Source organism: Frankia sp. QA3, from assembly GCF_000262465.1.
Lineage (GTDB): Bacteria > Actinomycetota > Actinomycetes > Frankiales > Frankiaceae > Frankia.
This window is the reverse complement of sequence record NZ_CM001489.1, coordinates 3447383-3459866: the sequence shown is the minus strand read 5'-3', so window position 1 is coordinate 3459866 and position 12484 is coordinate 3447383. Positions and strand designations below refer to the sequence as shown.

At 72.1% G+C, this 12484-nt stretch carries 8 protein-coding genes; 6 read left to right on the top strand and 2 right to left on the bottom strand.

What is annotated here, in order from left to right; translation table 11 throughout:
- Positions 1-203 precede the first annotated feature (203 nt).
- From FRAQA3DRAFT_RS14200 to FRAQA3DRAFT_RS14190, 3 genes are all read left to right on the top strand, one after another.
- Positions 204-3368 carry a glycine--tRNA ligase gene (locus FRAQA3DRAFT_RS14200; protein ID WP_009739727.1) on the top strand — a complete coding sequence of 1055 codons (3165 nt, stop codon included), beginning with the start codon at positions 204-206 and terminating at the stop codon, positions 3366-3368.
- Positions 3369-3529: 161 nt separating this feature from the next.
- A complete protein-coding gene (locus FRAQA3DRAFT_RS14195) occupies positions 3530-4216 on the top strand; it encodes a YdcF family protein (RefSeq protein ID WP_009739726.1) in 687 nt (228 codons plus the stop codon).
- Between the two features lie 455 nt (positions 4217-4671).
- A complete protein-coding gene (locus FRAQA3DRAFT_RS14190) occupies positions 4672-6546 on the top strand; it encodes a transketolase (protein ID WP_009739725.1) in 1875 nt (624 codons plus the stop codon).
- A 207-nt stretch (positions 6547-6753) separates the two neighbouring features.
- Here FRAQA3DRAFT_RS14190 and FRAQA3DRAFT_RS14185 read toward each other — a convergent pair whose 3' ends face one another.
- Positions 6754-7293 (bottom strand): PH domain-containing protein, encoded by a 540-nt coding sequence (locus tag FRAQA3DRAFT_RS14185; RefSeq protein ID WP_009739724.1) that lies wholly within the window; start codon positions 7291-7293, stop codon positions 6754-6756.
- A 40-nt stretch (positions 7294-7333) separates the two neighbouring features.
- Positions 7334-7489, bottom strand: coding sequence for a hypothetical protein (locus FRAQA3DRAFT_RS36055; protein WP_009739723.1), 156 nt, complete (start codon positions 7487-7489; stop codon positions 7334-7336).
- Positions 7490-7583: 94 nt separating this feature from the next.
- On the opposite strand from FRAQA3DRAFT_RS36055, the gene FRAQA3DRAFT_RS14180 reads away from it, so the two are divergent.
- The 3 genes from FRAQA3DRAFT_RS14180 (at position 7584) to FRAQA3DRAFT_RS14170 (ending at position 12420) form a co-directional block, all read left to right on the top strand.
- Positions 7584-8846: a deoxyguanosinetriphosphate triphosphohydrolase gene (locus FRAQA3DRAFT_RS14180; RefSeq protein ID WP_009739722.1), complete on the top strand. Its 1263-nt coding sequence runs from the start codon at positions 7584-7586 to the stop codon at positions 8844-8846.
- A gap of 465 nt (positions 8847-9311) precedes the next feature.
- On the top strand, positions 9312-11201 hold the full coding sequence (gene dnaG / locus FRAQA3DRAFT_RS14175) for a DNA primase (RefSeq protein WP_009739721.1): 1890 nt from the start codon (positions 9312-9314) through the stop codon (positions 11199-11201).
- A 40-nt stretch (positions 11202-11241) separates the two neighbouring features.
- Entirely contained in the window at positions 11242-12420 is a 1179-nt protein-coding gene (locus FRAQA3DRAFT_RS14170; protein ID WP_009739720.1) for an RNA polymerase sigma factor, read from the top strand.
- Positions 12421-12484: the final 64 nt, after the last annotated feature.

The following is a 12484-nucleotide window of genomic DNA, read 5'->3' as shown; positions in this document are numbered from 1 at the left end:
GTTGCGATCTGACACATCGCGATATCGGATCTCGGCGGGTCGGGGGCCAGGGCGACCGGCCGTCCGGGATCCTCGGGACTCCCATCCAAGTTCGTTGGAGGGCTCGTCCCCGGGAGGTTGCCGCGCGCGGCCCGGGGCCGGCCCGTGGGTGGGGCGCCCCGCCCCGCTCGTGACCGTGACAGCGAAAAGCCGAGGCTCACCCGATGTTGACCATGCAGGACGCGTTGCTGGCGCTGACCCGCTACTGGACCGACCGCGGTTGCATGATCATGCAGCCGTTCAACACCGAGGTCGGTGCCGGTACGCTCAACCCGGCCACGGTGCTGCGGGTGCTCGGTCCGGAGCCGTGGCGGGTGGCCTACGTGGAGCCGTCGGTCCGTCCCGACGACTCCCGCTACGGCCAGAACCCCAACCGGCTGCAGACGCACACCCAGTTCCAGGTGATCCTCAAGCCCGACCCGGGCAACGCCCAGGAGCTGTATCTCGGCAGCCTGGCCGCGATCGGGGTCGACACCGCCGCCCACGACGTGCGCTTCGTCGAGGACAACTGGGCTTCGCCCGCGCTCGGTGCCTGGGGGCTCGGCTGGGAGGTGTGGCTCGACGGGTTGGAGATCACCCAGTTCACCTACTTCCAGCAGGCCGGCGGCCAGACGCTCGACACCATCAGCGTCGAGATCACCTACGGCATGGAACGCATCCTCATGGCGCTGCAGGGGGTACGCCACTTCAGCGAGCTCGCCTACGCCCCGGGCATCTCCTACGGGGAGGTGTTCGGCCAGGCCGAGTACGAGATGTCGCGGTACTACCTCGACGACGCCGACATCGACACCGTGCGCCGCCTCTACGCCGACTACGCCGCCGAGGCCCGCCGGCTCGTCGACGCCCGCCTGCCGGTCCCGGCGCACTCCTACGTGCTGAAGTGCTCGCACGCGTTCAACGTCCTCGACTCGCGCGGAGCCGTGTCGACCACCGAGCGGGCGACCTCCTTCGCTCAGATGCGCGGGCTGTCCCGCGAGGTCGCCGCCCTGTGGCGGGACCGCCGCGAGGAGCTCGGCCACCCGCTGGGCGTGGCGACCCCGCCGCCGGCCGCCGTGCCGGCCACCGTGACCACCCCGGTGCGCGAGCCGGCCACCCTGCTGTTCGAGATCGGCGTGGAGGAACTGCCCGCGGCCGAGGTGACCCGCACGGTGGCGGTGGTGCGCGCCGGCCTGCTCGACCGGCTCGCCGCCACCCGCCTCACCCACGGCGACGTGCGCGTGCAGGGCACCCCCCGCCGGATCGTGGCGATCGTCGACGACGTCGCCCCGCGCGAGCCGGACGTCGAGCGGGTGGTGCGCGGCCCGCGGGTCTCCGCCGCCTACGACGCCGCCGGCGCGCCGACGAAGGCCGCGGTCGGTTTCGCCCGCGGCCAGGGCGCGGACCCGACGGATCTCCAGATCGTCACCCACCGCGACGTCGAGCATGTCGCCCTGGTCCGCACCGAGGCCGGCCGGGACGCCACCGACGTGCTGGCCGAGGTTCTCGGCGAGCTCGTCGCCGGGCTGCGCGCGGAGCGCAACATGCGCTGGAACGATCCGGCGCTGTCCTTCAGCCGCCCGGTGCGCTGGCTGGTCGCCCTGCTCGGGGAGACGGTGGTACCGGTCGCGGTGTCCTCCCTCGCCGCCGGGCGGACCACCCTGGGCCACCGGCGGGCGGGCTCGCCGCCGATCGAGGTGGCCAGCGCCGACGGCTACCCGGAGCTGCTCGCCGCCCGCTCGATCCTGCTCGACCCGGCGGCGCGGCGCGACCTCGTCGTGGAGAACGCCGCCAAGCTCACCGCGGACACCGGCGGCCACATCGATCCCGTCGCCGACGCCGACACCCTCGCCGAGGTGACGAACCTCGTCGAGTTCCCACGGCCGTTGCTGGGCTCCTTCGAGGCCCGCTTCCTGGAGCTGCCCGCGGAGATCCTCACCACCGTCATGCGCAAGCACCAGCGGTACCTGCCGGTGCGCGACGCCGCGGGGCGGCTGCTGCCCGCCTTCGTCGCCGTCGCCGACGGCAACGTCGACGACGCGCTCGTGCGCGCCGGCAACGAGGACGTCATCCGAGCCCGGTTCACCGACGCCGCCTTCTTCTACGACGCCGACGTCAAGGTGCCGCTGGAGACCTTCCGCGCGGGGCTTGCGAAGCTCACCTTCGAACAGCGGCTCGGATCGGTCGCCGACCGGGCCGACCGGATCGGGGCGCTGGCCCGCGCGCTCGGCGACGAGATCGGCCTTGGCGCCGACGACCGGGCGACGTTGGAGCGGGCGGCCACGCTCGCCAAGTTCGACCTGGCCACCCAGATGGTGATCGAGCTGTCCAGCCTCGCCGGCACGATGGCCCGGGAGTACGCCCGCCGGGCCGGCGAGCCCGAGGCGGTCGCCACCGCGCTCTACGAGATGGAGCTGCCGCGCCGGGCGGGCGACGACCTGCCGGCCACCGTCGGCGGGTCGCTGCTCGCCCTCGCCGACCGGCTCGACCTGCTCGTCGGGCTGTTCGCCCTGGACGCCGCGCCGACCGGCAGCTCCGATCCGTTCGGGCTGCGCCGGGCTGCGCTCGGTGCCGCCGCGATCCTCGGCAGCCGGCCCGAGCTCGCCGGCCTCGGCGTCGCCGACGTCCTGGCCCGGGCGGCCCGGCTCACCCCGGTGCCGGTGTCCGCGCAGGCGCTCGCCGCGGCCGAGGCGTTCGTCCGCGGCCGCTACACCCAGCAGCTGCTCGACAGCGGGGTCGACCACCGCCTGGTCGGCGCGGTCGCCCCGCTCACCGGCACCCCGGCGCGCGCCGCGACCACCCTCGCGACGCTGCGAACGCTGATCGGGGAGCCCGCCCAGCCGGCGCTGGCCGGCGCCGGCGCGTCGTCCGCCGCGGCGGAGCCGTCGGCGGCGGGCGAACCGGCCGGGTTCGCCGCCCTGGCGGCGGCGTTGCAGCGGGTGCGCCGCATCGTTCCGACCGACACCCCCGCCGTCCTCGACGGTGAGCGGCTCACCGAGCCGGCCGCCGCCCGGCTCCTGGCCGTGGTCACTGCGCTGGCGGAGCGCCTCGGCGCGCCGGCAGGTTCGCCTGCTCCGGCCGCAGCCGACGCTCCGGCCGGCGGGGCGGTGTTGGCGGGCTCGGCGGCGTCGGCGTCGGCGGCCGGCTCGGCGTTCGTCCCGCTCGGCGCGCTGGTCGCCGCGGCGGGGGAGTTGCCGGCCGCGATCGACGGGTTCTTCGACGCGCTGATGGTGATGGACCCCGATCCGGTGGTCCGCGCGGCCCGGCTCGGCCTGCTTGCCCGGATCCGGGACCTCACGGCGGGAACCCTGGACTGGGAGGCGCTCGGCTCGCTGCCCACCGCCGGCCACTGACCCCGGTGCCGAGGACCGGGCTGCCCCCGCTCGGGCGGGGCGGTCCGGTTCGCCGGTGCAGCTGGCCCGCCGTCCGGTCACCCGCGAAAGAACCAGGACGAACGGGCGCATAGGCCGCGCTGTGTCGGATAGCCCGCGACGGGGGGCTACTGTTCCATCGCGTGGGTCTGTCCCGTCCTAGCCTCGCCGTCCATCCGTTCCGTGCGACCTGGTACCAGGTTCCCTGGTGGCGGTGGGCGATCCGGGCCGTGGCCGCGGTCGTGTCCGCCGTCGTGATCCTGACCGTGGTCACGTTCGTCCAGGTGTGGTGGGTAGGCCGGGAGGATCACCGGCCCACCTCCGACACCCTGGTCGTCCTCGGGGCCTCGCAGTACGACGGGCGTCCCTCGGCGGTCTTCGCCGCCCGCCTGGACCATGCGCTGGAGCTCTACCGGCAGGGCGTCGCACGGAACGTGATCACCATCGGCGGCAAGCAGCCCGGCGACCGCTACACCGAGGCCGAGGCCGGCGCCGCGTACCTGCGCCGCCGGGGCGTGCCCGCGGACCGGGTGATCGTCGTTCCGGAGGGCTCGGACACCCTCGGCTCGCTGACCGCCGTCGCGGGGGTCATGAACACCCGGCACTGGCGCTCGACGGTCCTGGTCACCGATCCCTGGCACAGCCTGCGGTCCCGGACGATGGCGCGCGACCTCGGGCTGGACGCGGCCACGTCACCGGTGACCAGCGGCCCGGCCGTCCGCGGCATCGACACGAAGGTCCGCTACATCATTCGCGAGGGCATCGGCTACCGCTGGTACCAGCTCTTCCACCGGGCCTCGCCACCCTCGGCGACCACACGGGCGGTCTGAGCCCGCAGCCCCCGACGGCCCGTCATCGGGGCGCGCAGCGGCCGGGGGGCGACGGGCCGCTCCCGCGCGGCTGTTTCGGTGCGGCTGTTTCGGTGCGGCTGTTTCGGGCGCGAATGTGCCCGCCGGCGGCACCGACCGGCTCGGCACCTTCCGGCGCGTGGGCACCCAGCCTCGTGGTGGCCTCGCGCCGACGGGCGGCGGTGGGCAGCGGTGGGGTGGCGACGGGCCCGGGACGGCCAGCCGGGCGAAATCTGACGATTCTGGGATGTGACCTACCCGCAGCGCGTTCGACCCTCTTCGGTGGTCACCCGCGCTGGTACGGTTCGGATCGCCGGGTGAGAGGGTAGTGCGACAAGCGGCAGTGACGCAAGGCGGCGGAGGCGGCCACCCGACGCGTGCGACAACACCTCGGAAATCACCTTCCGCGAGTGTAACGACTTCCTAAGGAGACTGGTGTGGCAACTCCCGTATCCGAGAGTGCGGTCGGGACGGCCGATCTGGAGACAGTCCGGGAACTCGCGCAGCAGCTGCGGGTCGACTCGGTGCGCAGCAGCACCTCGGCCGGCTCCGGACACCCCACCTCTTCCATGTCCGCCGCGGACGTGCTGGCCGTCCTCGTGGCCCGGCACCTGCGCTACGACTGGGACAACCCCGAGGACCCGGCGAACGACCACCTCATCTTCTCGAAGGGGCACGCCTCCCCGCTGATCTACTCGATCTTCAAGGCGGTCGGCGTCGTCAGCGACGACGAGCTCATCAACGGCTACCGCCGCTTCGGTGAGCGGCTGCAGGGCCACCCGACCCCGATCCTGCCCTGGGTCGACGTCGCCACCGGTTCGCTCGGGCAGGGCCTGCCCGACGGCGTGGGGGTCGCGCTCGCCGGCAAGTACCTGGACAAGGTGCCCTACCGGGTCTGGGTGATCTGCGGCGACAGCGAGATGGCGGAGGGGTCGGTCTGGGAGGCGCTGGACAAGGCGTCTTACTACAACCTGTCGAACCTCATTGCGATCGTCGACGTCAACCGGCTCGGCCAGCGCGGCCCGACCGAGCTCGGCTGGGATCTCGACACCTACGCCAAGCGGGTCGAGTCGTTCGGCGCCCGGGCGGTCGTCGTCGACGGCCACGACATCGCCGCGATCGACGAGGCGCTCGCCGGCGCCGAGGACGCGACCCGGCCGACCGTCATCCTCGCCCGCACCCACAAGGGCGCCGGCTTCTCGGAGACGTCGGACAAGGAGGGCTGGCACGGCAAGCCCTTCCCGGCCGACATGGCCGAGCGTGCCATCGCCGAGCTCGGCGGCGAGCGCAACCTGCGCATCCGCGGTCCGGTGCCGGGGCCGGACTTCCCGCGGCCGGAGCCGTTCAGCCGGCCGTCGATCACCCTGCCCACCTACGAGCTCGGCGCGAAGGTCGCGACCCGGCGGGCCTACGGGCAGGCGCTGGCCGCCCTCGGGGCGCGCACCGACGTCGTCGCCCTCGACGCCGAGGTGAGCAACTCGACCTACTCCGAGGACTTCGCCAAGGCGTACCCCGACCGGTTCTTCGAGATCTTCATCGCCGAGCAGCAGCTCGTCGCGGCGGCGGTGGGCCTGTCGGTGCGCGGCTACGTGCCGTTCGCCTCCACCTTCGCCGCCTTCTTCTCCCGCGCCTACGACTTCATCCGGATGGCGGCGATCTCCCAGGCCGACATCCGGCTGTCCGGCAGCCACGCCGGGGTGGAGATCGGTGCGGACGGTCCGTCGCAGATGGCGCTGGAGGACCTGGCGATGATGCGGGCCGTCGGCGGGTCGACGGTGCTCTACCCGAGCGACGCGACGTCCGCCGCGAAGCTCGTCGAGACCATGGCCGACCTGTCCGGGGTGAGCTACCTGCGCACCACCCGTGGCGCCTACCCGGTGCTCTACGGCCCGGACGAGCCGTTCGCCCCCGGCGGCTCCAAGGTGCTGCGCCGTTCGGAGGGCGACACCGTCACGCTCATCGGTGCCGGCGTCACCCTGCACGAGGCCCTGGCCGCGGCTGACACGCTCGCCGCGGAGGGGGTCGCCGCCCGGGTGATCGACCTGTACTCGGTCAAGCCGGTCGACTCCGCCACCCTGCTCGAGGCCGCTCGGGCCACCGGCGGGCGCATCGTCGTCGTCGAGGACCACTACCCGGAGGGCGGCCTGGCCAGCGCCGTGCTCGGGGCGCTGGACGACAGCGGGCTACCGCTGTCCGTCCGTCACCTCGCGGTGCGTTCCCTGCCCGGTTCCGGCACGTCCGAGGAGCTGCTGGACGCCGCCGGCATCTCGGCGAAGCACATCGTCGAGGCGGCCCGCGACCTGCTGCGCTGACGGCCTCCCCGGCGCCGCGCGGTGCCGGGGACATGATGATGGGTGCACGACGGGAGCGGGGCCGAGGGGACGTCGTCCCCCCAGCCCCGCTCCCGTCGTCATGCCCGTGGCCGCGTCACCGGGGCGCCTGGCGCCGTCACACGCCCGGCCGGCTCGGCGACGCGACCACCCCCGCGTCGTCCCCCGCGGGTGAGAGCTGTGCCGCCGTCAGTCGTCGCCGGCCGGGGAGGGCGCCCCACCGAAGGTCATGTCGACCAGGGTGAGGTAGAGCCGGTCCGGCCGCGGCAGGAACTGGATCTTGGACAGCGCCTGGTCCTGGCCGGCGGACTCGACCACGAACTCGCCGTAGCCGAGCAGCCGGCCCAGAGGGTCCCGGTTGTAGGTCAGGTCCGTGATCTTGGACAGCGGCATCGTCTGGACCTTGCGGAAGAAGATCCCCGACACCTTCAGCAGTCGTTTGTCGGTGATCATCAGGTGATCGAACTGCCAGTCGGCGACCTTCCAGAGCATCCGCAAGATCATGAAGAGCGCGAAGTACCACAACAGTGTGGTGATGAAGCCCGCGTCGACGTCCTGCGCGGCGAACAGGATGTTCGCCACCAGGGCGAGCAGCACCGCACCCAGGGTCTGGAGGAAGACGGGGAGCAGGACGGCCCAGTGCAGCCGCACCATCATGACCAGGCGTTCCTGCGACGCCAGGTACTTGGTGTCGCGCTGGGCCGGATCCGGGAGCTGAAGTCTCACCACGTCCGCAGTGTCCCAGACATCAGGGCCGCCCGGGCAGGCATTAGAGGGCGGTGTCGGTGACGAACGTGGACACCCCGTCGGCCCATGACTCCAACCATCCGAACACGCGGTCGATGATACTGGCCGCACTGTTCGGTGCGGTCACCACGAAGAAGATGACGAACGCGATCGCGCCATACTTGATGATCTTGTCCACGGCGGGCCTCCGGGCCGATTGGTGAAGGGTGCGCACAAAGTATCGTCGCTGCGATCGGCCGAGGTCCCCGAATCGCGCCGATACGCTCAACCTCGTGGTCGGTGAGTGGTATGACGCTTCGGATACGGTCCGTCGGGTCTCAGAACGCCCGAAGGCTACACCGCAGTCGCGGGCGCCGTTTACCCGGGATCGGGCGCGGGTGCTGCACTCCAGCGCGCTGCGCCGGCTGGCGGGAAAGACGCAGGTCGTAGGCCCGCTCGACGACGATTTCCCGCGTACTCGACTCACCCACTCGCTCGAGACCGCCCAGGTGGGGCGGGAACTCGCGGCGGAGCTGGGAGCCGATGCGGACCTCGTCGATGCGGCGTGTCTCGCACACGACCTCGGACATCCCCCTTTCGGGCACAACGGTGAGCTGGCGCTGGACGAGGCGGCGGCGGCCTGCGGCGGGTTCGAGGGCAACGCCCAGAGCCTGCGGGAGCTGACAAGGCTGGAAGTCAAGATCGTCGACGACGAGGGGTGCAGCGCGGGACTGAACCTGACGCGCGCGAGCCTGGACGCCGCGACCAAGTACCCGTGGGCGCGCCGGTACGCCCCGCCGGAGCACACCGGCAAGTTCGGCGCGTATGACGACGACCTGCCCGTGCTGGACTGGGTGCGCGAGGGCGCCCCGCCGGGGCGGCGGTGCTTCGAGACCCAGATCATGGACTGGGCCGACGACGTCGCCTACTCGGTCCACGATCTCGAGGACGGGGTCGTCGGCGGGCACATCGAACTCGCCGCGCTCGACGACCCGGGGCACCGCGAGGAGCTGGCCGCCGCCACCGCGCGGCGCTATCCGGGTTCCTCGGCGGCGGCGGTGTCGGCGGCCCTGGACACGTTGCGCGCCCAGCCCTGGTGGATCCGCTCGGAGATCACGTCGGCCCGCGGCCAGGCGGCGCTGCGGGCGATGACGAGCGAGCTGATCGCGCGGTTCTCCCGATCGGCGGTGCGGGCGACCCGGGAACGTCATCCCGACGGGCCGCTGCGGCGCTACGGCGCGGAGCTGGTGGTGGATCCCGCCACGGTGGCCGAATGTGCCGCCCTCAAGGGGGTCACCGCGTGGTACGTCATGGAGCGGCCGGGCGCGCGGGCTCGGCAGGCGCGGCAGCGGGAGGTCGTCGGCGAACTCGTGGAGCTGTTGCTGCGCGGCGCACCGCGATCACTGGACCCGTCGTTGCGGGCCTACTTCGACGCGGCGCCGGACGATGCCGCGCGGCTGCGGGTGGTCGTCGACCAGGTGGCCCGGCTGACCGACGCGAGTGCCGAGCGGCGCCACGCCGCGCTGCGCGGACGGCCGGTGCACCGTGTGCTCTGAGCGGCTCGGACGCCGGTCGGCCGGAGCCGGCCGCGGGTGTGGGTGGCGCCGTCCCGGCCGGCGCGCGTCGCGGGGTGCCACGGGGTCCCTCGCCCGGGTGGTCGCCGCACCCCCGGCAGGGGGAGCGGGCGGCGTCCCCGGGCGGGGTAGTGGCGCCTACCCCGCCGGGGGGAGGGCCGCCGCGGCCGGCCGCGGCGCTGATCTCCCGGACAGGGATGCAGGTGGCGGCCATTGTCCTCAACATTCACGTGGCATGATCGGTACTGTCGTGCTTACGACACGTACCATCGCACCGGTAGGACCGATGTGAGCGGCGCCGCGTCCGCCTTCGCCGCCGACATCGGCCGGGGGTCCGGCGACGGCGCCGTGATGATCGGTTCTGTGGGAATGGGATGGCGCACTACTGGCGGGCGTTCTGCCCCGGGCGAGGTACCTCTCGCCCGACAAGGACGAGGGGAGGGACGGGTGGCCGGACGGATCCGTGACGCCGACGTCGCCCTGGTCCGGGAGCGCTCGCCGATCGCGGACGTCGTCTCCGAGCACGTCCAGCTGCGTCCGGCCGGGCGCAACGAGCTGGTCGGGCTGTGCCCGTTCCACGAGGAGAAGTCACCCTCCTTCTACGTCAACGTGGCCACCGGTCTGTTCCACTGCTTCGGCTGCCAGCAGGGCGGCGACGTCTACTCCTTCATCCGGGAGATCGACGGGCTGAGCTTCCGGGAGGCCGCCGAGCGGCTGGCCCGCCGCGCCGGGGTGACGCTGACCTTCGAAGGCGGTGGCACCACCGACCGGACCGTGTCCAGCCAGCGCCAGCGGCTGCTGGAGGCGCACCGGATCGCGGCCGAGTTCTACGCCGAGCAGCTCGGCGCTCACCCCTCGGCTCGGGCCGGCTGGGACTTCCTCACCGCGCGGGGCTTCGACCTGACCGCGGCGCAGCGTTTCGGCGTCGGCTATGCCCCGACCGGCTGGGACACGCTCACCCGCCACCTGCTGTCGCGCCGCTTCACCGGCGAGGAGCTCGTGCTCGGGGGGCTGTCCAAACAGGGAGCCCGCGGGGGCCTGATCGATCGGTTCCACCACCGGCTCATGTGGCCGATCCGGGACCTCGCCAGCGAGGTGGTCGGCTTCGGTGGGCGCCGCCTCGCGGAGGACGGCACACCCAACGCCGGTCCCAAGTACCTCAACACGCCCGAGACGCCGCTGTTCAAGAAGGCGAGCCTGCTCTACGGGGCGGAACTGGCCCGCCGTGACATCGCCCGGCGTTACCAGGTCGTGGTGGTCGAAGGCTACACCGACGTGATGGCCTGCCATCTCGCCGGGGTCACCACCGCCGTGGCGACCTGCGGCACCGCCTTCGGCCCGGAGCACGTCGCCGTCGTGCGCCGGCTGCTCATGGACTCCGACGAGCGCCGCGGCGAGGTGATCTTCACCTTCGACGGCGACGCCGCCGGCCAGAAGGCGGCCCTGCGGGCGTTCGAGCACGAGGAACGCTTCGCCACCCAGACGTTCGTCGCGGTGGAACCCGCCGGGCTCGACCCGTGCGAGCTGTGGATGCGCGGCGGGGACGCCGCCGTGCGCGAGCTGGTCGCCCGCCGTGTCCCGCTCGTGGAGTTCGCGATCCGCGGAGTGCTCGGTCGCTACGACCTCGACACCACCGAGGGCCGCCTCGCCGCCCTGGACGCCGCCGCCCCGCTGATCAACCGGATCAAGGACGCCGGCCTGCGCCACGGCTACGCGGTGAACCTGGACCGCTGGCTGGGCTTCCTCGACGAGCGGTTCGTGGCGCGCCGGGTCGCCGAGCACCGGGCGCAGCAGGCGGGCGGCCGGCCCGCCGCCGTCGCGTCGGCAGTGGGCCGTCGGGAGCCCGCCGCGGCCGATCCGGTCGTCATCGTGGAGCGTGAGGCGCTCAAACTCGCGGTCCAGTTTCCGGGACTTGCAGGGCCGATGTTCGACACGCTGGCCCCGGAGATGTTCACTGTTCCCGCGCACCGCGCCGTCCGCGAGCTCATCGCGGGTCTCGGCGGGGTGGGCGGGGGGCTGGCGAGGACCGGTGACGTCGCCGCGTGGGTGACGGAGCTGTCCGCGGCGGCGACGGAGGAGGGGCTGCGACGTTTCGTCACCGCTCTCGCCGTGGAAAGGGTGCTCTGCGACCACGATGTGGATGATCGTTATGTCGACGAACAGATGTCACGCGTACAGGAGTTGCATGTGACACGTCGGATCACCGACCTGAAGTCGCGGGTGCAGCGGCTCAACCCGGTGACCGACGCCGAGGCCTTCAACCGTGCATACGGTGAGCTGATCGCTTTGGAACAGCACAAGCATCAACTCCGGGAGCGGGGCGTAGGTGCCGCGTAACCTGGGTCGATCCCGAGAAGGAAGTGACGAGATTCCGCCCATGAGTCCTACCGTCCTACCCCGCGAAGCCCAGGTGGACGAGGTCAAGGACCTCATTACCCGGGGCAAGGAGATCGGTTTCCTCACCACCGAGGATGTCACGGTCGCCATCCAGGCGGCGGAGCTGCCCCCGGAGCAGGCCGAGACGGTGCTGCAGGTGCTCAACGACGAGGGCATCGAGGTACTCGAGGCGGGAGGTGAGAACCCCGACGAGGCGGATCTGCTCGCCCGCCGGCGCCGCGAGGAGGAGGAGCTCGCGCTCAAGGCACCGACCTCCGACCCGGTACGCATGTACCTCAAGGAGATCGGCAAGGTCCCGCTGCTCACCGCCGAGGAGGAGGTCGACCTCGCCAAGCGGATCGAGGCCGGCCTGTTCGCCTCCGAGAAGCTGGCGGTGGCGACGAAGAAGACCTCCCCGCAGATGCGGCGGGATCTCGAGGCCATCGAGCGCGACGGGCAGATCGCCAAGCGCAAGCTGGTCGAGGCGAACCTGCGCCTCGTCGTCTCGATCGCCAAGCGTTACGTCGGTCGCGGCATGCTGTTCCTGGATCTCATCCAGGAGGGCAATCTCGGCCTCATCCGGGCGGTCGAGAAGTTCGACTACACCAAGGGCTACAAGTTCTCGACCTACGCCACCTGGTGGATCCGGCAGGCGATCACCCGCGCCATCGCCGACCAGGCGCGCACGATCCGCATCCCGGTCCACATGGTCGAGACCATCAACAAGCTGATCCGCATCCAGCGGCAGCTCCTCCAGGACCTCGGCCGGGAGCCGAGCCCGGAGGAGATCGCGAAGGAGATGGATCTCACCCCGGACAAGGTCCGGGAGATCCTCAAGGTCTCCCAGGAGCCGGTCTCGCTGGAGACGCCCATCGGTGAGGAGGAGGACTCCCACCTCGGCGACTTCATCGAGGACTGCGACGCCGTCGTCCCGGTCGACGCGGCCAGCTTCATCCTCCTGCAGGAGCAGCTCGACTCGGTCCTGCACACCCTCTCGGACCGGGAGAAGAAGGTCATCCAGCTGCGCTTCGGGCTCACCGACGGTCACCCGCGCACGCTGGAGGAGGTCGGGCGCGAGTTCGGCGTCACCCGCGAGCGCATCCGGCAGATCGAGTCCAAGACGCTGTCGAAGCTCCGTCACCCGTCCCGCTCGCAGAAGCTGCGCGACTACCTGGAGTAGAAGCGCTCGGGCGGTCACTCCAGTCATTGACTGTGAGTGGCGGCAATATTACTCTTGGCTAGTA

What these genes read in the sequence shown, in the direction of transcription:
- FRAQA3DRAFT_RS14170 (WP_009739720.1), top strand. Translation starts at nt 11,242, where the DNA reads ATGAGTCCTACCGTCCTACCCCGCGAAGCCCAGGTGGACGAGGTCAAG.
- FRAQA3DRAFT_RS14200 (WP_009739727.1), top strand. Translation starts at nt 204, where the DNA reads ATGTTGACCATGCAGGACGCGTTGCTGGCGCTGACCCGCTACTGGACC.